A 26,198-nucleotide genomic window follows, 5' to 3' on the forward strand; every position below is an offset into this window, starting at 1 on the left:
TGAATGACATGGGCGGCGGCACTCAAGGGTTCAGTCATATCGGCTCAGTTCTCCATCCCGCATCGATCGATCAGATCGCCGCGATGTTCCGTCACTGCCGTCGAGATCGTCCTGACATGTTTGTCATGGAACGGCCGACCCGCTCCAAGACTTTGCGATAACGCCATAACATAGGAGCCCGTCATGCGAATTTCCGTTATCGCCATCGCCGCTGCAACTCTGGTCGCCAGCCCGGTCTATGCCAAGGGCTGTATCCGTGGCGCGGTCGCGGGCGGCGTTGCAGGCCATATGGTCGGCAAGGGACATGGCGTCGCCGGGGCTGCGGCGGGATGCGCGCTCACCCATCACCACTATGCCAAAAAGGCGAAAAAGCAGAAGTGAGCCTTTGCGGGTAGGGATCGGTGCGAAGTCGGCGTTCCCTACCCGCACCACCTCCAGCGTAGACCAGGATAGCGGCTGGCGTTGACGACAATTCGCTGAGCGGTGCGGCCGAAGCCAGCCCTGAAGAACCGCGCGATCCTGTCGGCTGATCCCATGGGACGCTGGCGTGGTGACCCCGACTAGAGAAATAACAAGCCGCCCCCATACTAGGGTCAGGACCCATTGATGTCAGCGTCGCGATCTGATTCAGGCTCCGCAAGGAGACCGGAATGAGCGACCTGTTTTGGCTGACGGATGAGCAGATCGAGCGGCTGCGGCCGTTCTTTCCAAAGAGCCATGGGAAGCCACGGGTGGACGATCGGCGGGTGCTGAGCGGCATCGTGTTCGTCAACAAGAACGGGCTGCGCTGGCGTGATGCGCCGAGCGCCTACGGCCCGCACAAGACGCTATACAATCGGTGGAAGTGTTGGGGCGAGGCCGGTGTGTTCACACGCATGATGGAGGGGTTGGCGACTGCAAGCGCGCAGCCAGGAACGGTCATGATCGACGCGACCTACTTGAAGGCGCACCGCACGGCATCGAGCCTGCGGGTTAAAAAGGGGATCTTGGCCGCCTGATCGGCCGCACCAAAGGCGGCATGAACACCAAGCTCCATGCCGTCGCCGATGCGAACGGACGCCCGCTGAGCTTCTTCATGACCGCAGGCCAGGTCAGCGACTACACCGGCGCGGCAGCGCTGCTCGATGACCTGCCCAAGGCACAATGGCTGCTTGGCGACCGCGGCTATGACGCGGACTGGTTCAGGGACGCTCTCCAGGCCAAAGGCATCCAGCCCTGCATCCCGGGCCGCAATTCGCGCAACGAGCCTGTCCGGTACGACAAGCGCCGCTATCGGCGCCGCAGCCGCATCGAGATCATGTTCGGCCGTCTGAAGGACTGGCGTCGCGTCGCTACGCGCTACGACCGCTGCCCCACCGCCTTCTTCTCGGCCATCGCCCTCGCAGCCACCGTCATCTTCTGGCTGTAATCAACGAGTCCTGACCCTAAGCCGTCATTAGTGTCATGCCGCCTGCTTAGCTTGGCACACCCCTAAATTCGAAGACGCTGGCGGACGTTCCATAACGCGAACGTCGCGCTTGGCTGGCTATTAGCTGCGGCTAAAGCTGTGAGATTTTACTGTGAGACAAACGGCGGAAGATAGCCGCTAAGTCATTGTTTTTAAACGCGTGGTGACCCCGACTGGATTCGAACCAGTGGCCCCCAGATTAGGAATCTGATGCTCTATCCTGCTGAGCTACGGGGCCCCACGCGGCGGCGGTGATACTCGGGACGGGCGGCATGGTCCAGAGTGGTTTGACGGCGGCTCAGTTCACCTGCTTGGGCGGCACCACCGGAAAGGGCAAGGGCGCGACGGGTACGCCGTCCTCGACCAGCGCCTTGGCCTCGGCCAGGCTGGCCTGGCCATGGATCTGCGCGACCGGGGCCTCGCCCTCGTGCATCGCGCGGGCCTGATCGGCGAAGGCGGTCCCGACCCAGGTGGATTTCTCCAGCATCCTCGCCTGCTGCCCCGCCAGTTGCTCCAGCGCGGCACGGATCGCCTGCGGGGACGGGGTGTCGGGACGACTATTGCCCTTGGCCGCAATTTGGGGGGCCATGACCGCCTTCTCGATGGCGCGATCGCCACAGAGCGGACATTCCACCTGCCCGCCCTCGCGCTGGTCGGCATAAGCGGCGGACGAAGCGAACCAGGCCTCGAACACATGGCCCTGCGCGCATCGCAGGTCGAAGACGATCATGACTGAACCACCGGTGGGATAGGGCGGCGATGGCGGATGGCAGGCAGGCGCTGGCGGACCGCATCGACCTGTGCCGAATCGATGGCGGCAAAGCCGAGACCCGCCGCATCGCCCATATCGAGCAACACCTCGCCCCAAGGTCCGACCACCAGCGAATGGCCATAGGTTGCGCGGCCGTCCTGATGCTCGCCCGTCTGCGCGGCGGCGACGAGATGCACCCCCGCCTCGATCGCGCGCGCGCGCAGCAGCACATGCCAATGCGCCGCACCGGTGGGCCGGGTGAAGGCGGCGGGCACCGACAGCAAGGTGGCCCCCGCCTCCGTCAGCGCGGCGAACAGCGCGGGAAAGCGCAAATCGTAACAAATGGCGAGGCCCAGCCGCCCGACCGGCGTATCGACCACCACCGCTCGCTCGCCCGGCGCATAGGAGGCCGATTCCCGCCAGCTTTCGCCGCTGGGCAGATCGACGTCAAACAGATGCATCTTGTCATAGCAGGCACGAATGTCGCCCCGATCGTCGATGACATAGCCGCGATTGGCCAGCCGCCCATCCTCCCGCCGCACCGCGAGCGAGCCGAGATGAACCCACAGACCATGCGCCGCCGCCGCCGAACGCACCCGCGCCAGGACGGCATCGCGGTCCTCGGGCATCAAATGCTCTGCCGCACGCGCTTTGTCGCGGTCGATCAGCCCCGACATTTCGGGCGTGAACAGCATCGCCGCGCCCCCCGCCGCCGCCTCGGCGACGGCGCGTTCCAGCGTATCCGCATTGGCGGCAGGTTCGATTCCCGCCGTCATCTGGAGAACCGCGATGGCGGTCATGCGGACAGAAGCGGGTCCAGCCCTCCGCGCTTGTCGAGCGCGGCCAGATCGTCCGAACCGCCGATATGCTGTCCGTCGATGAAAATCTGCGGCACGGTGGTCCGCCCATGGGCGCGCTCGATCATCTCGGCGCGCTTGGGACCACCCATGCTGATGTCAAATTCCTCCGGCTCGACGCCCTTGGAAGCGAGCAGCGCCTTGGCCCGGGTGCAATAGGGACAGAACGCCTTGGTGTAGATTTCGACCTTTGCCATCCCCCTCAGGTGTGGCGCGTGGGCGCGCTTGTCAATCGTCGGGGTCGGTTGCGTCATGATCGACGACCCGCGCCCAGCACAGGATCGCCACCGACGCCGCCCCCGCCGCCAGCAGCACGCGGACACAGGCGCCCGCCGTCGCACCCGGCGTATACACATCGTCGATCAGCACGATGCGGCGCCCCGCCACCGCCGCCGGGTCGGGCACGCGAAAGGCCGATGTCACCGCCGCCCGCCGTGCACGGGGCGACAGGCCGCGCAGCAACGGCGTCGCGCGAACCCGCTCCAACCCGTCGCGCAGCAGCGGAACGCCGGTCCGCCGCGACACGCCCGCACCGATCAGCACCGCCTGATTAAACCCCCGTCGCCACAGCCGCCAGCGATGCAACGGCACCGGGATCAGCAGATCGGCCCGTTCGGGCATCAACCGCGCCATGGGCCCGGCCATGGTTTCCGCCACGCCGATCCGGCCGCCATGTTTCAGGCGGATCGGCAATTCGCGCGCGATCGGACCATAAGCGACCGCGGCATGGATACCGGCATGGCGCGGCGGGTCGGCGAGACAGGTTCCGCACCAGCCTCCCCCACCATGGCCCTGCGCGACCGGCAGGCCACAACGCACGCAGCCCGCCCCGTCCAGAAACCGCAACCGTCCCCAGCAAGAGGCGCAGAAGCGATGATCCGCCTCGACCGGCTCGGCACAGCCCGGACAGCGCGGCGGCAGGGCCCAGCGGATCGCCCCGGCCAGCCACCCGCCCGGCGCGAATCCCTGCCATTTCGCCTGCCCGCCCATCGGGTTCGACTTGTTCCCGATCGCACAAGCGCGCACAAGCGCCCGGGTGAGCAGCCCGACCATCTTCGACCGAAATGCCCGCCGTCTCCGCCGCGACCGCGCACAGCCGGATTTCGCCGCGCACGACTTTCTGCGCGCGGCCATGCTGGATGGCCTTGCCGAGCGACTGGATGCGGTCACGCGGCCGTTTCGCGACATTCTGGACCTGGGCTGCTTCGACGGCGGCTTCCAGGCGCCGCCGGGCGCGCGGGTCGCGCGACTGGACCCCGGCTTTGCGTTCGCACATGCGGCGGGCGGGGTGCAGGGGGATGAGGATCGTCTGCCCTTCGCGGATCGCAGCTTTGATCTGGTGGTCAGCGCGGGCGTGCTCGATCAGATCGATGACGTGCCCGGCGCACTGACGCTGATCCGACGGGTGCTGCGCCCCGATGGACTGTTCCTCGGCGCGTTCGTGGGCGGCGGTTCGCTCCCCCGGCTGCGCGCGGCGTTGCGCGTGGCGGAGGCCGAGCGGCCGGTCGCGCGGCTCCATCCGCAGGTCGATGTCCGTTCGGCGGGGGATTTGCTGATGCGGGCGGGCTTTACCCTGCCCGTCGCGGATATCGAGACGCTGGAGGTGCGCTACCGCGACTTCGGGCGGCTGCTGGGCGATCTGCGCGGCATGGGCAGCAGCAATATGCTGGCCGAGCGGCGGCCGATCGGCCGTGCGGCACTGGCGGCGGCGGCGGCGGCCTTTGCGGATATGGCCGACCCCGATGGGCGGGTGTCGGAACAGTTCAACCTGATCTTCCTGACCGGCTGGGCCCCCGACCCGTCGCAACCGCTCCCCGCCAAGAGGGGCAGCGCGACCGCGTCGCTGGCCGATGCGCTGCGCCCCAAACCGGATGTGGCGAGCTAGATAGAAAGCCTGTCCGGCGCGGAGGCGATCAGCCGATCATCGCGCCGCCGCGATCCCCCGCCAGGATGCGGCCCATCGCCTCGAACAACTGGTCCATCGCCACCGGCTTGACGATGACGTCATCGGCCCCCGCCGTCATACAGCGTTCGCGCAGGTCGACGCCGCTATCGGCAGTGACAACGATGATCGGCACTTCGCCCTTGGCATCGCCACGGGCCCGGATCTGCTGAATGGCGGTGATACCATCCATGCCCGGCATCCGCAGATCGATCAGGATCATATGATAGGAATCGCGCTCGATCATCGCGAGGCCGATCTCGGCATTTTCCGCTTCAGCCATATTGGCGCCCGCCACGTCGAGCATATCGCGGACCACCCGGCGGTTCATGCGATCATCCTCGATGAAAAGGACGTTCATCGGCGTCCTTTCCCCGTATCGCATCCCATTCCGGTCATGACGCAGATCATAATCCCGCCCTAGCGATCATGCCGCTTGCGTTACAAGTGGCGTGGCGGCGGTTTGCGGTGAGGTGCCAAACATCTTGTGCATCACCTCAACCCCCGAGACCGGTTTTGCGATAACCTCAATTAACCCGGAGGCAAAATATTCGTTCCTCTCCAAAGGCTCCGATTCCGGCCACAACAGGAAAGTCGGGATTTGCGAGGAAACGCCCGTCTCGATCGGAGACAGGATCGGGCGGCCATCGGCATCACGGATCGCGCTATCGTCGATCAGCAGGCGCGCGATACCCCCTTCGCCCAGACGCGCGACCGCCTCGTCCGCGTCGCCGACGAAGGTGGCGGCGGCATGCGGGTCACACAGCTTGGTCCACATCGCCCGCCGGATCGGGTTGCGATCAAGGATCAGGACGATGGGACGCTCGGACGCCGGCTCGACGGCCAGTTCCTCCAGCGACAGCGTCAGGGTGAAGGTCGATCCCTGCCCCACCATGCTCTCCACCGTCACGTCGCCGCCCATCGCCCGTGCCAGTCGCCGACAAATCGCCAGCCCCAGCCCGGTGCCGCCGAAATGCCGCGTAGTGCTGGCGTCCGCCTGGCGGAATGCCTCGAATATCTCCTCCTGCTTGTCGGGCGATATGCCGATGCCGCTGTCGGTGACACGGATCGCAACGCCGTCCGTCGTCCGCTCCGACGACAGCGTCACCCGGCCCGAGGCGGTGAATTTCAGCGCGTTGGACAAAAGGTTGAAGACGATCTGCCGGATACGCGCCGAGTCGCCCAGCACCGTCGCGGGACAGTCGGACAGGTCGACCGAAAAGCCGATCGCCTTGGCCTCCGCCTGCCCCTCGAACAGACGCGACGCGTCACGGACCGTGGCCGCCAGATCGAAGGGCGCGCGTTCCAGCGTCATGCGGCCATTCTCGATCTTGGCCACGTCCAGCAGATCATCGACCAGCGCGCGCATGGTCATGCCCGCGCCGTGCATCACCTCCACCCGCTCGCGCTGATCGCCGGGCAGCGCGGCGTCGGCCAGCATGATCTGGGTCATACCCAGAATGCCGTTGAGCGGCGTGCGGATCTCGTGGCTGGTGGTCGCCAGGAACTCGGTCTTGACCGCCAGCGCCTTTTCCAGCCGGTCGTTGGTCACCGCCAGATCGCCATGCGCCGCGCGGATGCGGTTGCGGCTGCGACCCAGCGTGACCAGCCAGATGCCCAGCAGCGCCAATACCACGATGATCGCCGCAACCGAGCCGATCAGGATGATCCGCTCGGTGCGCAACTGCTCGCGTTCGAAGGCGATATTGCGTTGCAGGTCGGCAGCCTTCATCCGGGCGATCCGCAACTCCTGATTGGCGAAGTCGAACCGGGCGCCCATCAGGGCGAGGCTGGTGGAGGTCGCAAGGCGGGTGGCCTCGTCGTCGATCCGCTTTAACGCCTCCAGATGGCGCAGCGCATCCGCCGTCCGACCTATGGCTGCGTAGATTTGGTAGGCGCTCTGATGCGCATCCCTGAACGAAATGCCGGTCTGAAGGGTATCGACGCCTTCGAAACTGCGATCGATCAGCCGCGCGGCCTCGTCGAATCTGTTGCGCTGGAATGCGACCTGCGCTGCGATGCTATCCAGCGCACGCGCGTCTTCGGGATCGGCACGCCGCGCACGCGCGATCGATGCTTCTGCCGCCTCGACGCGCCCCAGGCGCAATTCGCTGCGCGCGATATTGCGCCATACCTGCGCCAGCATCGGGGGACTATTGAGCTGCTGCGCCAGCGCCCCTGCCTCCCGCAACTGAGCCAGTGCATCTTCTGGGCGTCCCAACTCGCCAAGGGTCAGCGAACGGTTGTTGAGCACGACCATTCGCAGGGCGTCGTCCCCCTGATAGGCGGCACGCGCCTGTTCCAGATAACGCAGCGCGGACGCGAAATCCTTGCCGTTGATATACAGGTTCGCCATCTGGACGAGCGCCCGCGCCTGACCGCGTGGATCGTTCAGATGTTGAAAGACCCGGTACGCCGTCTGAAAGGACTGAAGGGCGGCGGAGATATTGCCGTTGTCGGTATCCAGGCTGCCCTTGGACAAAAGGACATTGCCATACAGATCGGATCGGGGGGCCAGTCGATGCGCGGTAGTCAACGCTTCGGCAATGGCCGCACGGGCCCTTTGACCGTCTCCAAGCCGGAGCGCGCCCTCGCCACGTAGCCAGTCTGCGGTCGCGAAGGCCAGCGCTCGCTGGTCGGCATCCACGATCTGCGCAGCGGATTGGCGCGCGCCTTCGGCCTTTCGAACGGCGGCCGCCGGATCGCGGAGCATCTCGGCCTTGGCCGCCTCGATCGCACGATCGAACAGGGGTTGCGGCCCCTTCGCTCCGCGCGCGCCCGACTCGAGTCCCGCCGCGAGCAAGGCCGCGACGATCAATCCGATCCTAACCGCGCGCATTCGCTACCAAGCGGGCAAAGGGCGTCGGCCGGGACAATGCCACGGCGGCCTCATGCCCCTGTTCCGCCAGGAAATGGGTCAGCGCATCCAACCCGATCGGACGGCTGATCAGATAGCCTTGGACCATATCGCACCCCATGACGCTGAGCAGGGCGAGCGCGGCCGGGGTCTCGACCCCTTCCGCCACTACTTCCATTTCCAGCGCATGGGCCAGATCGATGGTCGACCGGACGATCAGGGGATCGCGGTTGGAACTGGTCAATTGGGTGATGAACAGCTTGTCGATCTTGAGTTCGCAAGCGGGTAGTTGCTTGAGATAGGACAGCGAGGACAGTCCCGCGCCATAATCGTCGATCGCGATGGTGATCCCTATATCGACGAACACCTGCAGATTCGCCATCGCGCTGTCCGGATCGCGGATTACCGAGGTTTCGGTGATCTCGAACCCGATACTGGCGCCGCTATCGGTCACCAGCGCGCAGGCCTCGCGCACGAAATTCTGGTCGCTCAACAACATGCCCGAGATGTTGACATAGACCCTCAGGTCATGACCCGCGCATTTGAGGCACCGCTGGTCGGCGATCACCCGGCGGAGTGTCCATAGAGTCAGCGCCGCGATGGTGCGCGACTCCTCCGCCACCGGAATGAATTCCATCGGCGAGATCATGCCATAGGTCGGATGCCGCCAGCGCAACAGCGCCTCGATGCTGCAAATCCGTTGCTGACGGACATGGACCTTGGGCTGATATTCGACATAGAGGCCATCGTGCTCGACCGCCTGGCTGAGGTCGCGGGCCAGCGCGATGCGGTCGAGGCGATCGGCGCGCGCCGCCATCTCGCGCACCACGGGCCGGGATTCGATATGCGCGTCGGCCAAGGCCTGTTCGGCATTTTCCAACAGGCGGATATCGTCATCATGCGGCACCGTCGTCACCGCCGCGCCCAGAACCGGCTCGATACGGCATCGCTCGCCGGCCACTTCAAAAGGTTCGGACAACAAGGCGCTCATCGCCGCGAGATGCTCTTCCAGCACCTCGCGGACCGGGGCCAGCATCATGATTTCAATCTGTGCCGGTGCCGTTGGGCGTATGACGCCATCGGGAAAAGCCGCCGCCAAACGCGCGACCACCATCTCGACCAGGGCGGCGAAATGCACGCGCCCGAAGCGCCGCCGCAGGATCGTGAAATTGCCGACCGCAAGTAGGATCAGGAACTGCCATTGCGAATCCACTACACCCCCCGCCGCCATGGCGCCGGTAGGAAGGCCGTTCGGCTCAGCGGCGCTGGCGGCGATTCGAGGAGGAGTGTCGTTCACCACCTCAAATGTAATCGCGATCACTGAAGAAGGTGTTAACCTCCTTTTACGGGCGTTCTCAATCCGTTGCCGGATCAGTTACCCATTGCCTCTTGGTTAATTCTATATTAACCATATCTCCGCGCTTTTCGAAATGGGCGCCAACGAGGGAGACTATCCGTGCTGAAGTTCATCATCGCACTGATCTACGGCGAGACCATGCGCCCTTGGTAATCAGATATGCCATGGGGCGATCCTTGGCGACGAAGCCGGATCGCCCCATGACTTTTGGTTAAAATGCCGACTCCCTGACGGCTAGAGTTTCAGGTCATCCGCCAGCCGCAGCATGAAGGCGGCGCCGCGCTCCATCTGAGCCACCTCGATATATTCGTCCGGCTGATGCGCCTGGGCGATCGAACCCGGCCCGCAGATGACCGTCGAGAAACCCGCCCCCTGAAATTGCCCGGCCTCCGCCGCATAGGGCACCGCGCGCGCCGGACCATTGTCCCCCGCCCAGCCCCGCGCCAACCGTTCCGCCACGCCGTCCCTTTCCGGCGCGAAAGCGGGCGTACGCGACCGTCGCTCCACCGACACGCCAGCCCCGGGAAAGCGTAGGCGAAGCGCCGCATCGGCCTCCGCGCAGGCGGCGAAGAAGGGTGCCAGCACCGCCTCCGGCTCCTGCCCCGGCAACGTCCGCAGATCGAAGACGAACCGACATTCGCGCGCCAGGATGTTGACGGCGGTGCCGCCCGCCATCTGCCCGATGGTCAGCGTGGCGTGATGGGGGCAGAAGGGGCTGTGCGGGTCCCCTTCCCCCGTCAGCCGGTCGGCCAGATCGGCAAGCTGCTGCATCAACCGGATGGCGACCATATTGGCCGACGCGCCCAAATGGGTCAGGCTGGAATGTGCCTCATGCCCCGTCACCGTGACGTTCCAGGTCGCGATCCCCTTATGACCACTTACCACGACCATCTCGGTCGGCTCGCCCACAACCACGGCAGCGGGCGAGGGAAGCTCGCGAGCGATCTCGGCGATCATCGACGGTGCGCCCAGACAGCCGACCTCTTCATCATAGGAGATCGCCAGATGCAGTGGACACCGCGCGCCCGCACGCGCGACATGCGGTGCCAGCGCCAGCGACAAGGCGAGAAAACCTTTCATGTCGCAGGTGCCCCGCCCGAACAGCCGGTCGCCGCGCCGGGTCAACCGCCAGGGGTCGCTGGTCCAGGGCTGACCATCGACGGGCACCACATCGCTATGGCCCGACAGGACCACGCCACCCGGCTCCATCGGCCCGACGGTGGCATAGAGATTGGCCTTGCTGCCGTCCGCGTTGAAGACCCTCCGCCCGGTAACGCCGAACCCCGCCAGATGCCGCTCGACATAGGCGATCAGGTCGAGGTTGGATTCGCGCGACGTGGTGTCGATGGCGATCAGGTCGGCCAATATGGTGGTGGCCTGGGCGGAGAGTTGGTCCGGGGTCATGCCGGCATCCTGCCCGATGTGACAATCCGGTGAAACCCCGCCGGATCATTCCGGCGGGGTTTCATCATGGTGGTCAGAAGTCGCGCGAGTAGCGCAAAGATGCCGCGGACCCACCGAACGATCCGGTCTGGGTCAACAGGCTGAGCGTGCGGGTCAGTGCGATCTGCAACTGGGTGGCGGTGAAGCCGCGCGCGTCGGTCACGATCTCTACATAGATATTGTCGGTCAGATACTTGCCCGCCGCCAGGCTGGTGCCCCGCCCGGTCGCCTCGTCCGCGCCCAGCACGCGCAACCGGTCGAACCCGGTGGCCGAGCGCAGCTTGCCCAGCGGGTTCAGCCCGCCGCCGCCAGACCCGCGCAGCGAGTTGAGCGCGGCGGCCAGCTGGATCGCCTCGGTCGCCGACAGATTCTCCGGATTGGTCCCGAACAGCAACCGGCTGAGCACCTCGTCCTGCGGCAGGGTCGGCGTCGAGGTGAAGCTGATCTGCGGACGCTGGCCGGTGCCGGTCACGTTGATGACCGCGGTGATCCCGTCGGTGGTGGTGGTGGCCTGGATATTGATGTCAGGATCGGTCAGCGCGCCGCCCCGGAAGCGGATCGTGCCGCGATTCACCTCGAACCGCTTGCCCGCGAAGCTGTAGGTGCCGCGTACCAGATCAAGGCCGCCATTGATCGTCGGCGCCGCGCTGGTGCCGCCGATACGCAGGTCCATTTCCCATTCGGACTCCAGCCCCATGCCGGAGACGAACAGCTGGTTGTCCGCGCGCACCCGCAGGTCGAGGCGGAACAGCCCCGGCGGCGGCGTGGGTGCCGGACGATCGGTCGGACGCGGGGTGCGAATCTCGCTGCGACGGCGCACGCCGGTCAGCTCGGGTACTTCGGCTTGGCCCTGGCGGATGATCTGATAACGCGCATTGGGCACGGTCAGGTCGCCCTGGATCAGGCCGCCGTCACGATTATGGGTCAGGCGGATCGTGCCGCTGGTCGTGGCGGCCAGCGCGTCGCTGTCGGCCAGACGGGCATTGTTGAGCTGCGCCCGTATGTCGATCGGATAACCGCTATCCGCCGCCAGACCGATCGTGCCCTGCGCCTGGATGCTGCCCTCTCCCGCCTTGGCCTGGAGCCGGGTGATTTCCAACCGATCGTTGGAGAAGCGGCCCGCGAGCTGCATATTGCTCAGCCGAGTACCATAGGCCTCATTGTCATAGGTCAGATTATCGGCGCGGATCAGGCCGTTCAACTGCGGCGCGGAAACCCGGCCGGAGAAGTCGGCGGCCACCGCGATCGGTCCGCTCAACTGCTGGTTGGGCAGCGCGGCAAAGGAGAACAGCACCGAGGACGGGCCGTTATAGCGGATGCCGCCCGACAAGGGGGCCTGCATCAACCGGTTGACCCAGCCGCCATTGCCCGGCGGCAATGGCCGGAGCATGGCGACCATACGACCGACCACCGTCTGTCCACGCCGGATCAGCGCCCGCGCCTCGCCGCCATCGGACACAAGCCGCCCGGCGAAGACGATGTCCACCGCCTCCGACACCGCCGCCAGACCGGTGCGCCGGAAATTGGCGATGGTCAGCCGGGCCTCGGCTGCTGGGAAGCTGGCGTCGCGCGCTTGGGTGAAGTCCAGCGCGCCGCTGGCCTGCCCCGAAATGCCCAGATTGGGGACGAAGGCGTCGAGGATCGACATGTCCAGACGGTCGAGGCGGGTCTGTACCTTCATGCCGTTGCCATAGGATCCGGCGACGCGCACCGACCCCTGTCCCAGATCGATCCGGGTCGGCATCAGCCGCCACTCGCCGGCGACATTCTGCACCCGCGCCGGGTTGGTCGTACGGAAGTTGATGCCGTTGGCCTGCCCCTTCGCTGCGATCAGATAATCATTGGGGGACAGGCGTGCATTGAGCGCGACGTTGAACGGGATGCTGGACGATCCGGTCAGCACAGCCTGCGCCGTGCCGCGCCCGCCAGTATAGTTGACCTTGGCGCGGGCCGACTGAATGACGACCTCGCCATAGCGGGTGTCGGCCAGTTGCGCGTCGGCGACGATCTGCGGCGCGTTCGGCAGCATGACGATGCTGGCGTTGACGATGGCGCGGCCGATGGTGAAGTCGACCATGCCGGGCACGCGCGCATTGTACGCCCGCGCCGCCACATCGGCGCGCTGGTTGCCGCCTTGATCGGCCAGTTGGACCCGCCCGGTGATCCCCTGCCCGGCGAATTGCAGCGCACCCGCGAACGGCCCGGCGGCGGTCTGCACGACGCGCCCGGTGGTGTTGATCCCGGCAAAGACCAGGCTGCGGATGTCGATCGCCAGCTGCCGCCCCGTGCTGACCAGCACATTGGCGGTGAACGGCCCGTAATTGGTGTCGCCGCTGGCGTTCACCGCATAGGCGCCGTTCCGTCCGACGACCCGTGCCTGAAGGTTGGCCAGCCCGACGCCGACGCCGGGCTTGGCCGCGCGCAGCACGATGACCGGGTTGGTCTGCGATCCCGTCACCCTTGCGGTGATCGGGCCATATTGGTTGGAATAGGCATCCGCCTCCACCGCCAGCGTGCCATTGGCCGGGTTGTAGCGTCCGCTACCGCGCGTCACGCGGAATTGTGGCGCGGCCAGCCGCAGGCCGCTGAACGTCACGATGCCTTCGGGACTATATTCGACATCGGCACGAATGATCGCATTCCCACCCAGGAAATTGCGTGCACCCTCGTTGAAGATCTGCTGCGTCCGCGCGATCACCCGGCCCTTCATCCCGAAGCCGGTCGGTGTCGCGACCAGATTGGCATCGGTGGTCAGGTTGATGATGCCGATGCTCTCGACCCGGTAGTTGTTCACCCGGCCCTTGAGGGCACCGGTGTAGCGCCCGGTCGACAGGTTCGCGACGACGACCGCCGTGGCATCGATATTGTCCGACCGGATACGCAGGTTATCCGACAGGATATTGGGCATGGCGATCGCGAAATCGCCCTGGATCGCGACATTGTTGGTGAGCCCGCCCACCGCCGCGTTCAGCCCCGCGATCCGCCTCGCCCGCGCCTTGACGGGCACGAGGATGCGGTCGGCATTCACCTTGGCCAGACCCTCGGCATAGAGATTCTGGACCGAGGTTTCGCCAAATCCCAGCGCCGCCGCGCGGATTTTATAGTCCACCGTCGGCGTCGCGAACGCGCCGTTCAGCACCACGCGCGCCAGCACGTCGCGGCCCGTCAGATTGGGCGCGATCGCCCCTGGCGTCAGCAGCTTGGCATCGACCGCGAAATTGCCGAACTGGCTGTTCGCCAGATCGAGGATACCGCCCGCATCGACCATCAAGGCCGAGGAACGCAGCTTCATCCGCGTATCCGCGCGCCGCTCGTTCAGCGTGGTGTCGATCGCGACCTGCAGTGCCGGGGCGGTCAGCCGTTCGACCGGCCCCTCCAGATACAGGCCGGGGCGGGTCAGTCCGCGCACCTCGATATGGCCGTTGCGCGCGGTGGCGTTCAGATTGGCAAGTTCGCCGGCGCCCAAAGTCGCAATGGCGCGCCCCTGCCAAGCCTTCCAACCGCCACGCCCATCGACCGACAGGGTCAGCGGAGCCTTCAGCCCGGCCATGGACGCGACGACACCGCCGGTCGGGGCGGTCAGCTTCACGTCCACCGCCAGCCGGTCGGCATCGGGCACCGCGTCGAGTACCAGGCGCAGCCGGTCGCCGCCCGCGACACCGGGCCCGCGCAGCGCGTCGGCGCTGGCGGTCACCTGCGCTCGCCGGTCCGCGATATGCACCTTGCCGTCGATCGCCAGCACATGGCGCTGTCCCGTCACCGGCGCGCCGATCACGAAGCGCTGCACGGCCAGCCGGTTCACGTCGATGTCGAGATCGGGGAGCAGCGGCGCGTTCGGATCGCTCGGCGTCTGCTTCAACTCGGGCTTGCGCGCCAGCGTGACGAGGTTGGCGGTCAGCGAGCGGACATCGATATGATTGTTGGTATAGGCGAACGGCCGCCAGTCCACGTCCAGCCGCGGGCTCGACAGGAACACGCCCTTGGGATCGCTGACCCGCAGGTTGACGAGGCTCATCCGGCCATAGAGCGAACCCTCGATCCGCCCGACCTTGATGTTCAGTCCCGACGCCGTGGTGTAACCGCCCAGCTGGTCCGCGACGAAGCGGCGACCCGGATCGGTGTTGATGCCCAGCAGGATCGCCCCGACCAGCAGGATCAGCCCCAGGATCGTTAAGCCGATCCATTTGAGCACCCGCTGCCACAAGGGGCGACGCACGACGACGGTCTCGATGGCGGGCTCGGGCGACATGATCTGTTCGTCCGCCATCAGAAAGCCTGCCCGATCGAGATATACAGGGCCACCTTGCCGTCACCCGGACGCGGGTTCAGCGGGGTCGCGACATCGACGCGCAACGGCCCGAAATTGGTGTAGAAGCGCCCGCCGATACCGGCGCCGAAGCGTAGATCCTTGCCCGTCGGAAGCGTGCTTTCATAGCTGTTGCCCGCATCGACGAACGGCACGATGCCGAAATTGCCGAAGCGATAGCGCGCCTCCAGCGCAAACTCGTTCAGGCTGCGCCCGCCGACCGGATTGCCCTGCGGATCGAACGGGCCCAGCCGCTGGAAGCCATAGCCGCGTACCGAACCGCCGCCGCCGCCATAATAGCGCCGCGACGGGGCCAGATCGTTGCGGTCGATCCCGAAGATCGCCCCCGCCCGCGCCCGACCCGCAATGACGAGGCTCTCGTTGAAGGGATAATAGAAGGTCCCCTCCACCATCGTCCGCGCATAGGGGCGCACCGCGCCGCGCACCGAGGTTTCGGGGCTGAGATTCAGTTTCAGGCGATAGCCGCGTGTCGGGTTGAGCAGGTCGTTGGACTGGTCGAACACCACCTGCCCCGGAATGGCGGCGATGCCATAGGTGCCGCGCACCCGTTCGCCGCGCGCGAAATCATAGACGCTTTCGTTCGTGCCGGTCAGTTCGCCGCCAAAGGCATAGGTGAACTTCTTCTGCCAGATCGGCGTCGAGTCATAGCTCCAGCGGAAGGCGACCGTGCCGATGAACGCATCGAACGCGTCGTAATTCTGGTGGCTGGCCGAAGCGATGACCTGAAACGTCCGGTCACGCCGCCCGGCATTGGAGCGACGGAAGGTGCCGCTGAGCCCCTGTTCCTGGGTACCCGCGATGATCGACGCGATCAGCGCGCCTTCGGGTTTGAAGGCGTTGCGGTTGGTGAAGCTGCCCTGCAAGCGCACGCCTTGCCCAGTCGAATAGCCGCCTTCACCCGACAGGGTCCGCGCCGGGCCCTTGGTCTGGGTGACCTGAAGATCGATCGCCTCGGTGCCGTCGGGATTGATCCGCCCGGTCCGCTTGGGCTCGACCGCGACGCCGTTGAACAGGCCGGTCGCGACCAGCGCATTGCGCAGATCGTCGGTCAGTCGCGAGTCGTACAGCTCTCCCTCATCGAAGCGCGGGAAGACGTTCAGATGGTTCAGGTCGAACACCTGATCGCCGGTCGTGGTCAGCTTGCCAAAGGCCGAGCGTGGCCCCGTATCGACGGGCAGGGTATAGGCCCCGACCGGTTCCGGCCCCTGATCCTCGAGCAATATGTCGCGGTCGCCGACCTTGACGAAGGGATAGCCGCGCTGCGGCAGGACGAGGCTGACATTGGCCTCCGCCCCCTGGATGCGGGCGGCCTCGATGGGGTCACCTACCTTGAGCGGCAGGTTGGAACGCACCAGATCGGGTGGCGTCGTCGCCTGCGCATTCACCGTGATCGACGACAGGCGATAGAGCCGCCCCGGCGTCGCGGTCAGCACGACCTTCAACCGGCCCGCCTCGCCCTCGCCCTGCTGCTCGCGCTGCAGGGTGGAGACGGCGGTCGCATCATAATAGCCGAGCGACTTCATCAGTCGGATCGCCAACTGCTCGTCCTCGCGCGCACGCGCGGACACCTGGGTCGCATTGGCTGCCTTGCCCTTGCCTTCGCGCAGCGACGACAAGCCCTTGAACTCGTCGTCCAGGTTCAGATCGGCCAGCCCGCGGACTTCCATATCATAGCGTATGTCTGGTGCCCGCTCGCCCTTGGGGTCGGTGGCGGTCTGGAGCGGCGTGGAGTCGAAGCTGCTGAGCGGAGTCAGGGGTTGGGCCAGTTGCGGGTCTTCGGGGTCGACCGGGCCGATCGCCTCGCCGGTGGCCAAAGGCTGGGCGGTCTGTGCGCTTGGCAGCGGGGTCGTGGGCAGCGGGGCCGCAGTCTGGGGCGCGGGGATGGTCTGCGTCTGCGGCTGGGTCGTCGCCATGGTCGACATGGGCTCCAGCGGCGCGTTGATGTCGCCGCTCAGCGGGGGCAGCGCGGCGTTGAATTGGGCATCGGGAACGATCGGGGCATTGGCCTGCGGATCGGCCGTTCCCTCGCGCTGATCCTTCGGCACGCTGGGCCCCTGGGCCGGCGCGGTGCCGGGCTTCGACAATTGCCCAAGGGCCGGGGAAGTAAGCGATGAGGGAGCAATCAGCGCGACCGCGAGCCAGTAATGTCTGCCAATCCGTCCCGCCACGCCGTCAGAAACCCCTTTCCGCTCAAAGGTCTTCCGTCGTTCGGATCGATCCCCCAGCTTCTCCCAAACGCCACAAGGTCAGCCAGGGTTCCCTTGATATCATCATCTTGGCGTCGGGGCGCAGCCGACCAGCCCGCCGACGGGCACGATGATCTCGTCCTGCCCCGTGCGGGCGATGCTGAGGCTGGCGTCGGAGACGATGGCGCCGTCCTGCAATGTTTCGCGTTGCGCGATCGTCATGGTCACCATCGCGGTGACGCCGTTACCGGCATAGCGCGTGCTGCTCGCCAGCCCGAGCGCGCCGGCCCCCGCCGCCTCGGTCGCCGCCAGATCGATCACCTTGCCGTCCAGCGACAGCCGCAGCCGCGTCGGCGCGACCATCGCGACGAAGCGCTGATCCTGCACCGTCCACAGATAGGCCGCGCATCCCCGTTCCGGCAATTGCTGGCGCGGCAGGGTTCCCAGCGTCGGAACGGCGACCTGCGCTTGCATCAGCGCCAGGGCGAAGAGAGGCGAAACCATCATGGTGCCGATGCTATCATCAACAGCCAGCACGGGTAAGCCGCCACCGCCAGCAACAGCCCCAGCGGCACCATGTCGTTCCCCGCGATCCGCGCGCCCAGCATCCGGCGGACCAGCACATGGCCCAGCCCGATCAGGCATGCCGCCAACAGCACGGCCGGCAGCATCCGCCAGCCCAGCCACAGCCCGATCGCCCCCAGCAGCTTGGGATCGCCGCCGCCCATCCCCTCTCGCCCGCGCCACCGGCGATAGCCAGCGGCAATGGCCCAGAGCGCGCCGAACCCGGCCAGCCCCCCGACGATCCGGTCCCCCAGCAGCGGCGCGAAGCCGAGCGCCCCGGTCACCAGGCCCGCCCCCGCCAGCCACGCGGTCAAGCGATCGGGCAACCACAAGGCCAGCGCGTCGAGCGAGGCCAGGGCCAGCAACGACCAGCCGAACATCGCGCCCGTCCAGCCGTCCGGCCCCGCCAGCCAACCTGCCACCGCGCCGACCAGGACGGCCAGAAGCTCGACACGGATATGGACCGGGTCGATACGCTGTCCGCAGCGCGCGCAGCGCCCGCGTAGGATGACGGCGCTGACGATCGGTATCAGTTCCCAGGTGCGCAACGTCTTGCCGCATCCGTCGCAGGCGGAACGCCCCGACAGCACCGATCGATCGTCCAGCCAGCGCAGCACCAGGGCGGCGATGAAGGACCCGATGATCGCCCCCGCCACTCCATAGATACAGGCCCAAAGTCCCGATGCCGCCCCGAACGTCATGGCGTCGCCCCTACTCCGCCGCCCCTTTGCGCGCCACGGGCAAAAGGCGTAAGGCCGCGGCAAAACATTTCGATCGGAGAGTATGCGCCATGACGGATCCCATCGTCATCCTGTCCTATGCCCGCACCCCCATGGGGTCGTTCCAGGGAAGCCTGTCGAGCCTGTCCGCGACCCAACTGGGCGCGGCGGCAGTCAAGGGTGCAGTCGAGCGGGCGGGCGTCGATCCCGCCGCCATCGAGCGTATCCATATGGGTTGCGTCCTGCCCGCCGGTCTGGGCCAGGCCCCGGCGCGGCAGGCGGCGATCTTTGCCGGGCTGGGCGAGCATGTCGAGGCGACCACCGTCAACAAGATGTGCGGATCGGGCATGCAGGCCGCGATCATGGCCGCCGAAGCGCTGGCGGCGGGTTCCGCCGAGATGATCGTCGCGGGCGGCATGGAGAGCATGACGAACGCCCCCTATCTCAGCCACAAGCATCGGAGCGGGGCGCGGATCGGGCATGACACGCTCTATGACCATATGTTCCTCGACGGGCTGGAGGACGCCTATGAGCGCGGGCGGCTGATGGGGCATTTCGCCGAGGAGGCGGCGCAGGACTATCAGTTCACGCGGGCGGCGCAGGACGATTTCGCCATCGCATCGCTGGATCGCGCCAAGGCGGCGCAGGGAGCGGGCGCGTTCGACCGGGAAATCGTGCCGGTCACCGTCAAGACCCGCAAGGGCGAGGAGCGGATCACGCTCGACGAACAACCCGCCAAGGGTGATCCGGCGAAGATCCCGACCTTGAAGCCCGCTTTCGCCAAGGACGGCACGATCACCGCCGCCAATGCATCGTCCATCTCGGACGGTGCGGCGGCACTGGTGATGACGCGGGCAAGCGTCGCGGATCGGTTGGGCCTTACCCCGATCGCACGGGTCGTGTCGCATGCCGCCCATGCCCATGCGCCGGCGCGCTTCACGACCGCGCCCGTCTTCGCGATGCGCAAGGCGCTGGACCGGGCGGGCTGGTCGACGGGTGACGCCGATCTCTACGAGGTCAACGAAGCCTTTGCGGCGGTCGCGATGATCGCGATGCACGACATGGGATTGTCGCACGACCGGCTGAACGTCCATGGCGGCGCCTGTGCGCTGGGCCACCCGATCGGGGCGAGCGGCGCGCGGGTGCTGGCGACTCTGCTCTCCGCCCTGGAAACGAAGGGCGCGCGGCGGGGCATGGCCTCGCTATGCATCGGCGGCGGCGAGGCCACCGCGATGGCGGTGGAGTTGATGTAACGGGCGCTCCGTCCCCCTCGCGCAGGCGGAGGGGGCGGGCCCGGCCGCAAGCGACCGCCTGGCTTTTACGGCAGCGTTTCGCCGGGCTCGACGCCCCACAGGCTCCCGACCGGCACGAAGCCTGCCTGCCCTTTCACGTCCAGCCGGCACCAGCCGCCATTGCATTCGCTCAACCGCCCGACGACGCCGGGGGCCGCACGCCATAGCGTCTTGGCCGTGTCATTGGGTGCGGAGCGCATCGGCAAGGGTTCGGACCCGCGCACGATCGCGGTGCGCGTGTTCCGCAGGAGGACGGCGAGCATCCACCCCTCAGTGCCATCGGGGTCCTGCACCTTGCGCCATTCCTTGAACGCGGCGACGATCTTCACCGGAAGATCGGGACGGCGATAGGTCCAGCTGGCGGGATAGGCACGCGCGGGGCCGGTCCGCATCCGCGCCAGCGACGCGCCGATCGAACCATAATAGGGCATGGCCCGCTTCTCGGGCGCGGCGGATGCGACCGACGCGATCGGCCCCATCGTCACCGTCACCGCCGCCAAGGCCAGTCCGATCATGGACCTGCGCATCCTGTTTCCCTCTTCTCGCCCGCTGTTTCCGGGCTCTACGACGAGGCGGGGGGATGCTTCAACCATGTTCCGCCGCCGCATCGCCGGTTGACGCGGTGCCGGGCTTGCCGCAATCCCGTGGCCATGGTCGATCCGCGCCGCTGCCTGAACCCCAGGGTGGTCGTCACCCGCGAACTGCCCGATCCGATCATGGACCGGATGGCCGCGCTGTTCGACACGCATCTGAACCGCACCGACGAGAAATGGAGCCGCGATCAGCTGGTCCAGGCGGTGGCGGAATGCGACGTGCTGGTTCCCACCGTCACCGATGCGATCGATGCCGATCTGATCGCCCAGGCTGGCCCCCGGCTGAAGCTGATCGCCAATTTCGGCGCGGGCGTGAACCATATCGACCTTCGCGCGGCGCGCGCGCGCGGCATCATCGTCACCAACACACCGGGCGTCCTGACCGAGGACACTGCCGACATGACCATGGCGCTGATCCTGTCGGTTCCACGCCGCCTGGCCGAGGGGGAGAAGCTGGTCCGGTCGGGCGCCTGGAAGGGGTGGAGCCCCGGAGGGATGCTGGGCCACCGGATCGGCGGCAAGGCGCTGGGCATCGTCGGCATGGGGCGGATCGGACAGGGCGTGGCGCGGCGCGCACGCGCGTTCGGCCTGTCGATCCATTATCATAATCGCCGCCGCCTGCCCGCCAGCATCGAAGCGGAGTTGGGCGCGACCTGGCACGCCGATCTCGACACGATGCTGGGCGCGGTCGACATCGTGTCGATCCACACGCCGCTCAACGCCGACAGCCACGACCTGATCGATCGTCGCCGCATCGGCCTGATGCGCAGTCACGTTTACCTCATCAATGCCAGCCGGGGCGGCATCGTCGACGAGGATGCGATGGTCGACGCGCTGGAAGCGGGACGGCTGGCGGGGGCGGGATTGGATGTCTGGCGCCACGAGCCGGAAATCGACCCTCGCCTGCTCGCGCTCCCCAATGTGGTGATGACCCCGCATATGGGCTCGGCGACGTTGGAGGGGCGCATGGCCTCGGGCGAGCGGGTCATCGCCAATATCCGAAGCTGGGCCGATGGCCACCGCCCGCCGGATCAAGTGCTGGAGGGGTGGCTTTAGGCCCGCCCCCTCGCGCCTGCGTCAGTCGACGGTCTGGACGCCGAATGTAAACCACGCGCCGACCGCGTGATCGTATAGCCGGACCAGATCGTCGTCTATTCGGCAGGTGAAATGGCCGGCGCTGCTGCGATCATAGCCGCGCGCCTCGCCATCCGCGATCTCGAAATGGATCGATCCCCCGGCAGCATTGTCCTGAATTTCGGGTAGTGTGCCGCCGAATTTCACGCCACGGTCGCCGTCGAAGCCCTGCAGATGCTCGCCCCGCGCTTCCGCCGCGATCCGACGATGGCGGTCCTCCGCCTGGTCATAGAGTCCGGCGACTTTCCTGCCCTTCACGAGCGCATGGGATGAGGCGGCGATGATCGCCCGCATGTCTGACTGCATGGCCTGCGCCTGACACAAGCGATTGGGCCGATCAACCGCGCGTCGACAGACTGCTTAACGGACCGACAGCGGACAGGCGAAAATGGAACCCCGTACCTTGCTCCATATCAAAATGTTGCGACGCGGAACCGAGGGTTCGTCGCTGCATTCCCCTCCTGTCATTCCAACAGGAGCTACCATCATGAAAAAGCTGGCAATTGCCCTCACCTTCACCGCGCTCGCCCTGTCGACTTCGGCCTGTTCGACGCTGAAGGGTGCGGCGATCGGTGGTGCGGGTGGCGCCGGGGTCGCAGCGGCGACCGGTGGCAGCGTGGAAAAGGGCGCGGCGGTCGGCGGCACGGCGGGCGCGGTGGTCGGCACCGTTGCCGACTGAGCTATCGGGCGGGAGAATCCGGGCTCGGCTTCACTCCCGCCCTCTCCAGCGCGGCAATGCGCGCGGCGTCCTTGGGGCGCCCGAAGAGGCGGAACAGCGACAACAATTCGGATCGATCCGGTGCGAACAGCGGGGCATCGCCGATCATCGTCCGCTCGCGGGATCGCGGCTCGACCGGACGCCAAATGCCGCCAAGCGAGACTTGAAACCCCGCCATCACCTCGACCGGAACGCGCGGTACATCCCATCGCGCGAAGACCGCCGAACGGAACAGCGGATCGGGCGGCAGCGTCAGCGGCGCGACGCCCAGCCAGTCCAGCACCGCCGGTGCCAGCGACAGGTCGACCAACAGATCGACATCCTTCACCGGCCCGGCCTCGATGCCGTGCAGCGCCAAGGCCGCGCTGCCGATAATCCACCAACCCCCGGGAAATGACGCCATCGCCGCCGCGACGCTTCGCAACGTCGTGGCGAGCTCCGGCGTCATCCTCCGGGCTCAGTCGCCGGTCAGGATGCGATCGACCAGCTGCTTCACGGTCGGTACGAAGCCGTTGGAATAGAAGGGATCGCACTTGAAATTATAGGCCGCATGTCCCGCGAACATCAGGTTCTGCTCGACATCACCGCCATGCGCGATGTCCTGCAGCGTCTTCTGGATGCAGAAGCTGCGCGGGTCGGCCAGACGCCCGGTCGAGTTGGTCTCGCTATCGGCCCAGCTCGAGAACAGGCACTGCGACAGGCACCCCATGCAGTCGGCCTGATCCTTGCGGATTTCCTTGGCTTCCTCAGGGCTGACGAAGACCAGCGTATTGTCCGGCGTCTTGAGCGCCATGGTGAAGCCGCTGCCGAACCATTCGCGCGCGCGCAGCAGATCGCCCTTGGTCACCCAGAAATTCTTGCCCTTCACGCCCACATCGAGCTGGAAGACATGGTCGCCCGCTTCCTGCGTCGAAAAGGCGATCTGCCGGTCCGACCGCGCTTCGAGATTGCGCAGGAAGGGATTGCGCACCGCGCTGGAATAGAAACCGGTCGGCGAGAAACGGTGGAGCAGGACATCGCCCTGCTCGATCGTCATCAGCCGCTGCTTCCATTCTTCGGGGATCGGGCTTTCCTGCGTCAGCAGGGGACGCGTGCCGAACTGGAAGGCGATCTTGCCCAGCTCGGGGTTGTCGATCCAGTCGTTCCAGTCGCGCAAGTACCAGACGCCGCCCGCCATCACGATCGGCACCTCGTCCGAGATACCACCCTCGCGCATCGTATCGCGCAGCGCCTTTACGCGCGGATACGGGTCCTGCGGCTGCAACGGGTCTTCGGCATTGGACAGGCCGTTATGGCCACCGGCGAGCCAGGGATCCTCATAGACCACCGCCGCCAGCCATTCCGACGCCTTGGAATAGGCACGCTTCCACAGCGCGCGGAAGGCGCGGCCGGAGGAGACGATCGGCAGATAGCTGACCTGATGATGCGCCGCGATCTCGGACAGCTTGTAGGGCATGCCCGCACCGCAGGTGACGCCCGCGATCAGCCCCTTGGTACGCGCCAGCACGCCTTCCAGCACCCGCTGCGCGCCGCCCATTTCCCACAGCACGTTGATGTTGATCGCGCCCTTGCCACCGGCGATGTCCCAGGCACGCTTCACCTGCTGGACCGCGCCCTCGATGGCATATTCGATCAGTTCCTCATGCCGCTCGCGCCGGGTCAGGGCGCGGTAGATCTGGGGAATGATCTTGCCTTCGGCGTCATAGCTGTCGGCATTGACCGCCGAGACGGTCCCGACGCCGCCCGCCGCCGCCCAAGCCCCCGCCGAGGCGTGATTGGTCGCAGCGACACCCTTGCCCCCTTCGATCAGCGGCCAAACCTCGCGGCCGTTATACAGGATGGGGCTCAAGCCTTTGAACACGTCGTTACCTTGTCTGTCCGAAAGGGTCCCATATAGCGTGTTAGGAACGCTAGGCGAGGGGGAATTAACGGCACCGGCCCGTGCCGGATCAGCCCAGCGCGCCGGGCCGACCCAGGACCTGTTCGTACAGAGCCTTGTACCGGGCGACCATCTGGCTCTGGTCGAATTCGGCCCGCGCGCGCTGCTGGTTGGCGGCGCCGGCCTGAGCGCGCAGATCGGGATTGGCGATCAGCGCCTGGATGACGTCGCGCAGGCGGACCTCATTGGCTGCATCCGCGATGAACTGGCGATTGGGCTCGGACACCATCGACCGCACATCGCCGACGGGCAGCGACGCGATGGGCAAACCCGCCGCCATTCCCTCCAGGACCGAAATCGGCGCCTGTTCGGACAGCGAGGACAAGGCGACAATGTCGAAATGCCGGATGAAGCTGTAGGGCCGTTCCAGAAAGCCCGGCATGACCAGCCGGTCGGCAATGCCCATGGCCGCGGCGGCCTGCTGGATCGTCGCGCGCTCCGGCCCCTCCCCGACGATGACCAGCCGGAAACGCCCCGGAACGCCGCCCATCGCACGGACCAGCATCGGCAGGTTCTTGACCACGCGCAGTCCCGCCAGCGCACCGACGACGATCTCCTTGGGCTGGCGGACGAAGCCGGGAATCGCCTTGGGATCGGGATCGCGGGTGTAGAGCTGGGTCGCGATGCCGTTGGGAATGCGGTGAACCCGCTCGGCGGGCTGTTTCCAGGTCCGCAGCGCGATCCCCTCCAGCACATGGCTGGGCACCGCCAGCGCATTGGCCGCCGACAGGGCGATGCGGCGATAGATATTGCGCTCCAGCTTCAGGCCACGCGCTTCGTCGGCGTTGAAACCATCCTCGTGATGGACCAGCGGCGGCGCACCCTTGGGATAGACGCGCCGTGCCATCACCCCGTCGATCGCCCCCCAATTATAGGTCAGCACTAGGTCGAAGCGGCGCATATAGGCCGCGATCGCCTCGTAACGCTTGACCGAGGGCTTGCCGGTCAGCGGTGGCGCATCCTGCGCGATTTCATAGCGTACGCCCTTGGCGATCGAATCCCGCGCGCCGAGTTCGTCGGGCATGGCGGAGACGATGGTGTGCCTCGCCGCATCGCCGAACGCGTTCATCAGCGCGACCGCGCGCGCCTCCTTGCCGCCCAGCGAAAAGGAGGAGTGGAGGTGAAGGATGTTCAGCGGTCGAGCCATGCACCCCGGATTAGCGGGCAAGGCAGGGCTTGAAAACCGCCTATCCCTCCACCCGGTCGAGCAGGCGCCCGATCCCCGCCAGCGCCTCCGGCTCGGTCAACAGCGGCGTATGGCCGACATGCGGCACCGTGACCAGTTCGGACGGCGACAGCGTCTCGACCATCCGGTTCGCGACGGCCGCGCTCAGAATGTCGGACCGCTCGCCCCGCACCACCAGCGTCGGTACGCCGTTCAGCGCGGACAGCGCCGCCCACATGTCCGGCCCGGCCTCGGTTCCCGGCACGCGGAACGGCTCGGCGATCCTCAGGTCGTAATCGAGCACGATCCGCCCGGCGCTGGTCAGCCTATGGGTTCGCTTGGCCATGGCCAGCCAATCCTCAATCCCCCAGTCGGGATAGACGTCCTCGTTATTCTCGTGGAGGCAACGCGCCGCATGAAGCCAGGTCGGAAAGCTCTGCCCCTTGCCGACATAGCCGCGAATGCGCGCCAGGCCGGCCGCCTCGATCTCCGGCCCGATATCGTTGAGCACCGCGCCCGCCAGCCGCCCGCGCGCGGTCGCCGCCAGCACCATGGTTACGATCCCGCCCAGCGACGTCCCGACCGCGACGAACCGGGTGATGCCGTATTCGTCCAGCATCGCCTGCACATCCTGCACATAGGTCAGGGGCACATAGGTCATCGGGTCCTTGGCATGGGCGCTTTCGCCGCGCCCGCGAAAGCTGACCGCGATCACCCGCGCGCGCCCATTGAGCGCTCGGGCCAGCCCGTCGAAATCGCGGGCGTTGCGGGTCAGGCCCGGCATGCAGATGATCGGGGGAAGCGTATCGGACCCCGGATAGTCGCGCGCATGCAACCGCAAGCCGTCTTTCGACCACCAATAACGATTCTCATAGGCCGACATGCTTGAACGTCCTCCGGTGCACCC

At 66.6% G+C, this 26,198-nt stretch carries 24 protein-coding genes and 1 tRNA gene; 6 read left to right on the plus strand and 19 right to left on the minus strand.

Annotated elements, in window-relative coordinates:
- The first annotated feature begins 183 nt into the window (after nt 1–183).
- Both ACWPWT_RS00645 and ACWPWT_RS00650 read left to right on the plus strand, forming a co-directional pair.
- Nucleotides 184–381 (plus strand): hypothetical protein, encoded by a 198-nt coding sequence (locus tag ACWPWT_RS00645; protein WP_261269767.1) that lies wholly within the window; start codon nt 184–186, stop codon nt 379–381.
- Between the two features lie 269 nt (nt 382–650).
- Nucleotides 651–1,408 (plus strand): IS5 family transposase gene (locus ACWPWT_RS00650; RefSeq protein ID WP_454278139.1). Its coding sequence is split into 2 segments (ribosomal slippage): nt 651–984 and nt 984–1,408, totalling 759 coding nucleotides; the frame shifts between segments, so codons are not numbered across the junction.
- A 200-nt stretch (nt 1,409–1,608) separates the two neighbouring features.
- On the opposite strand, the gene ACWPWT_RS00655 is transcribed toward ACWPWT_RS00650, so the two are convergent.
- From ACWPWT_RS00655 to ACWPWT_RS00675, 5 genes are all read right to left on the minus strand, one after another.
- Nucleotides 1,609–1,685 (minus strand) — tRNA-Arg (locus ACWPWT_RS00655).
- A 60-nt stretch (nt 1,686–1,745) separates the two neighbouring features.
- A complete protein-coding gene (locus ACWPWT_RS00660) occupies nt 1,746–2,177 on the minus strand; it encodes a DUF1178 family protein (protein WP_454278140.1) in 432 nt (143 codons plus the stop codon).
- Nucleotides 2,174–2,998: a carbon-nitrogen hydrolase family protein gene (locus tag ACWPWT_RS00665; protein WP_454278141.1), complete on the minus strand. Its 825-nt coding sequence runs from the start codon at nt 2,996–2,998 to the stop codon at nt 2,174–2,176. The genes ACWPWT_RS00660 and ACWPWT_RS00665 overlap by 4 nt, the downstream gene beginning before the upstream one ends.
- The gene (gene grxC / locus ACWPWT_RS00670; protein ID WP_261269822.1) at nt 2,995–3,252 is read right to left on the minus strand and encodes a glutaredoxin 3; all 258 of its coding nucleotides are present in this window, start codon (nt 3,250–3,252) and stop codon (nt 2,995–2,997) included. The genes ACWPWT_RS00665 and grxC overlap by 4 nt, the downstream gene beginning before the upstream one ends.
- Before the next feature lie 31 nt (nt 3,253–3,283).
- Nucleotides 3,284–4,108, minus strand: a complete 825-nt coding sequence (locus ACWPWT_RS00675; RefSeq protein ID WP_454278142.1) for a ComF family protein — start codon at nt 4,106–4,108, stop codon at nt 3,284–3,286.
- On the opposite strand from ACWPWT_RS00675, the gene ACWPWT_RS00680 reads away from it, so the two are divergent.
- A complete protein-coding gene (locus tag ACWPWT_RS00680) occupies nt 4,092–4,940 on the plus strand; it encodes a class I SAM-dependent methyltransferase (protein ID WP_454278143.1) in 849 nt (282 codons plus the stop codon). The genes ACWPWT_RS00675 and ACWPWT_RS00680 overlap by 17 nt on opposite strands.
- 28 nt (nt 4,941–4,968) lie before the next feature.
- Here the strand turns inward: ACWPWT_RS00680 and ACWPWT_RS00685 are convergent, their stop codons facing one another.
- From ACWPWT_RS00685 to ACWPWT_RS00720, 8 genes are all read right to left on the minus strand, one after another.
- Nucleotides 4,969–5,358 carry a response regulator gene (locus ACWPWT_RS00685; protein WP_261269825.1) on the minus strand — a complete coding sequence of 130 codons (390 nt, stop codon included), beginning with the start codon at nt 5,356–5,358 and terminating at the stop codon, nt 4,969–4,971.
- A 66-nt stretch (nt 5,359–5,424) separates the two neighbouring features.
- On the minus strand, nt 5,425–7,836 hold the full coding sequence (locus ACWPWT_RS00690) for a tetratricopeptide repeat-containing sensor histidine kinase (RefSeq protein ID WP_454278144.1): 2,412 nt from the start codon (nt 7,834–7,836) through the stop codon (nt 5,425–5,427).
- A complete protein-coding gene (locus ACWPWT_RS00695; RefSeq protein ID WP_454278145.1) occupies nt 7,823–9,151 on the minus strand; it encodes an EAL domain-containing protein in 1,329 nt (442 codons plus the stop codon). Before ACWPWT_RS00695 ends, ACWPWT_RS00690 begins: the two co-directional genes overlap by 14 nt.
- Nucleotides 9,152–9,445: 294 nt before the next feature.
- Nucleotides 9,446–10,615, minus strand: coding sequence for an acetylornithine deacetylase (gene argE / locus ACWPWT_RS00700; protein WP_454278146.1), 1,170 nt, complete (start codon nt 10,613–10,615; stop codon nt 9,446–9,448).
- Nucleotides 10,616–10,688: 73 nt separating this feature from the next.
- A complete protein-coding gene (locus tag ACWPWT_RS00705) occupies nt 10,689–14,921 on the minus strand; it encodes a translocation/assembly module TamB domain-containing protein (protein ID WP_454278147.1) in 4,233 nt (1,410 codons plus the stop codon).
- The gene (locus ACWPWT_RS00710) at nt 14,921–17,149 is read right to left on the minus strand and encodes a BamA/TamA family outer membrane protein (RefSeq protein WP_454278148.1); all 2,229 of its coding nucleotides are present in this window, start codon (nt 17,147–17,149) and stop codon (nt 14,921–14,923) included. Before ACWPWT_RS00710 ends, ACWPWT_RS00705 begins: the two co-directional genes overlap by 1 nt.
- A 102-nt stretch (nt 17,150–17,251) precedes the next feature.
- Nucleotides 17,252–17,674, minus strand: coding sequence for a hypothetical protein (locus ACWPWT_RS00715; protein WP_454278149.1), 423 nt, complete (start codon nt 17,672–17,674; stop codon nt 17,252–17,254).
- Entirely contained in the window at nt 17,671–18,432 is a 762-nt protein-coding gene (locus ACWPWT_RS00720; RefSeq protein ID WP_454278150.1) for a prepilin peptidase, read from the minus strand. Before ACWPWT_RS00720 ends, ACWPWT_RS00715 begins: the two co-directional genes overlap by 4 nt.
- Nucleotides 18,433–18,521: 89 nt before the next feature.
- Between ACWPWT_RS00720 and ACWPWT_RS00725 the strand changes: the two genes are divergently transcribed.
- The gene (locus ACWPWT_RS00725; protein WP_454278151.1) at nt 18,522–19,703 is read left to right on the plus strand and encodes an acetyl-CoA C-acyltransferase; all 1,182 of its coding nucleotides are present in this window, start codon (nt 18,522–18,524) and stop codon (nt 19,701–19,703) included.
- Nucleotides 19,704–19,768: 65 nt separating this feature from the next.
- On the opposite strand, the gene ACWPWT_RS00730 is transcribed toward ACWPWT_RS00725, so the two are convergent.
- Nucleotides 19,769–20,269 (minus strand): SH3 domain-containing protein, encoded by a 501-nt coding sequence (locus ACWPWT_RS00730; RefSeq protein ID WP_454278152.1) that lies wholly within the window; start codon nt 20,267–20,269, stop codon nt 19,769–19,771.
- Between the two features lie 123 nt (nt 20,270–20,392).
- On the opposite strand from ACWPWT_RS00730, the gene ACWPWT_RS00735 reads away from it, so the two are divergent.
- A complete protein-coding gene (locus ACWPWT_RS00735; protein WP_454278153.1) occupies nt 20,393–21,391 on the plus strand; it encodes a 2-hydroxyacid dehydrogenase in 999 nt (332 codons plus the stop codon).
- Nucleotides 21,392–21,412: 21 nt separating this feature from the next.
- Here ACWPWT_RS00735 and ACWPWT_RS00740 read toward each other — a convergent pair whose 3' ends face one another.
- Complete coding sequence (locus ACWPWT_RS00740; RefSeq protein WP_261269835.1) at nt 21,413–21,775, minus strand: hypothetical protein; 363 nt, start codon at nt 21,773–21,775, stop codon at nt 21,413–21,415.
- 181 nt (nt 21,776–21,956) lie between these two features.
- Between ACWPWT_RS00740 and ACWPWT_RS00745 the strand changes: the two genes are divergently transcribed.
- Nucleotides 21,957–22,148, plus strand: a complete 192-nt coding sequence (locus tag ACWPWT_RS00745; protein ID WP_261269836.1) for a hypothetical protein — start codon at nt 21,957–21,959, stop codon at nt 22,146–22,148.
- A 1-nt stretch (nt 22,149) separates the two neighbouring features.
- Here the strand turns inward: ACWPWT_RS00745 and ACWPWT_RS00750 are convergent, their stop codons facing one another.
- From ACWPWT_RS00750 to ACWPWT_RS00765, 4 genes are all read right to left on the minus strand, one after another.
- On the minus strand, nt 22,150–22,635 hold the full coding sequence (locus ACWPWT_RS00750; protein ID WP_454278154.1) for a hypothetical protein: 486 nt from the start codon (nt 22,633–22,635) through the stop codon (nt 22,150–22,152).
- A 9-nt stretch (nt 22,636–22,644) separates the two neighbouring features.
- Complete coding sequence (locus ACWPWT_RS00755) at nt 22,645–24,048, minus strand: NAD(P)H-dependent flavin oxidoreductase (protein WP_454278155.1); 1,404 nt, start codon at nt 24,046–24,048, stop codon at nt 22,645–22,647.
- An 88-nt stretch (nt 24,049–24,136) separates the two neighbouring features.
- Nucleotides 24,137–25,273 carry a glycosyltransferase family 4 protein gene (locus ACWPWT_RS00760; protein ID WP_454278156.1) on the minus strand — a complete coding sequence of 379 codons (1,137 nt, stop codon included), beginning with the start codon at nt 25,271–25,273 and terminating at the stop codon, nt 24,137–24,139.
- A gap of 40 nt (nt 25,274–25,313) precedes the next feature.
- Nucleotides 25,314–26,174 (minus strand): alpha/beta fold hydrolase, encoded by an 861-nt coding sequence (locus ACWPWT_RS00765; RefSeq protein ID WP_454278157.1) that lies wholly within the window; start codon nt 26,172–26,174, stop codon nt 25,314–25,316.
- Between the last annotated feature and the right edge of the window lie 24 nt (nt 26,175–26,198).

Source organism: Sphingomonas sp. Marseille-Q8236 (assembly GCF_965112005.1).

Excerpts from the sequence above, each read along its gene's own strand:
- ACWPWT_RS00645 (WP_261269767.1), top strand. The coding sequence starts at position 184 with ATGCGAATTTCCGTTATCGCCATCGCCGCTGCAACTCTGGTCGCCAGC.
- ACWPWT_RS00660 (WP_454278140.1), bottom strand. The coding sequence starts at position 2,177 with ATGATCGTCTTCGACCTGCGATGCGCGCAGGGCCATGTGTTCGAGGCC.
- ACWPWT_RS00665 (WP_454278141.1), bottom strand. The coding sequence starts at position 2,998 with ATGACCGCCATCGCGGTTCTCCAGATGACGGCGGGAATCGAACCTGCC.
- grxC (WP_261269822.1), bottom strand. The coding sequence starts at position 3,252 with ATGGCAAAGGTCGAAATCTACACCAAGGCGTTCTGTCCCTATTGCACC.
- ACWPWT_RS00675 (WP_454278142.1), bottom strand. The coding sequence starts at position 4,108 with ATGGTCGGGCTGCTCACCCGGGCGCTTGTGCGCGCTTGTGCGATCGGG.
- ACWPWT_RS00685 (WP_261269825.1), bottom strand. The coding sequence starts at position 5,358 with ATGAACGTCCTTTTCATCGAGGATGATCGCATGAACCGCCGGGTGGTC.
- ACWPWT_RS00690 (WP_454278144.1), bottom strand. The coding sequence starts at position 7,836 with ATGCGCGCGGTTAGGATCGGATTGATCGTCGCGGCCTTGCTCGCGGCG.
- argE (WP_454278146.1), bottom strand. The coding sequence starts at position 10,615 with ATGACCCCGGACCAACTCTCCGCCCAGGCCACCACCATATTGGCCGAC.
- ACWPWT_RS00705 (WP_454278147.1), bottom strand. The coding sequence starts at position 14,921 with ATGGCGGACGAACAGATCATGTCGCCCGAGCCCGCCATCGAGACCGTC.
- ACWPWT_RS00715 (WP_454278149.1), bottom strand. The coding sequence starts at position 17,674 with ATGATGGTTTCGCCTCTCTTCGCCCTGGCGCTGATGCAAGCGCAGGTC.
- ACWPWT_RS00720 (WP_454278150.1), bottom strand. The coding sequence starts at position 18,432 with ATGACGTTCGGGGCGGCATCGGGACTTTGGGCCTGTATCTATGGAGTG.
- ACWPWT_RS00725 (WP_454278151.1), top strand. The coding sequence starts at position 18,522 with ATGACGGATCCCATCGTCATCCTGTCCTATGCCCGCACCCCCATGGGG.
- ACWPWT_RS00730 (WP_454278152.1), bottom strand. The coding sequence starts at position 20,269 with ATGCGCAGGTCCATGATCGGACTGGCCTTGGCGGCGGTGACGGTGACG.
- ACWPWT_RS00735 (WP_454278153.1), top strand. The coding sequence starts at position 20,393 with ATGGTCGATCCGCGCCGCTGCCTGAACCCCAGGGTGGTCGTCACCCGC.
- ACWPWT_RS00740 (WP_261269835.1), bottom strand. The coding sequence starts at position 21,775 with ATGCAGTCAGACATGCGGGCGATCATCGCCGCCTCATCCCATGCGCTC.
- ACWPWT_RS00745 (WP_261269836.1), top strand. The coding sequence starts at position 21,957 with ATGAAAAAGCTGGCAATTGCCCTCACCTTCACCGCGCTCGCCCTGTCG.
- ACWPWT_RS00750 (WP_454278154.1), bottom strand. The coding sequence starts at position 22,635 with ATGACGCCGGAGCTCGCCACGACGTTGCGAAGCGTCGCGGCGGCGATG.
- ACWPWT_RS00760 (WP_454278156.1), bottom strand. The coding sequence starts at position 25,273 with ATGGCTCGACCGCTGAACATCCTTCACCTCCACTCCTCCTTTTCGCTG.
- ACWPWT_RS00765 (WP_454278157.1), bottom strand. The coding sequence starts at position 26,174 with ATGTCGGCCTATGAGAATCGTTATTGGTGGTCGAAAGACGGCTTGCGG.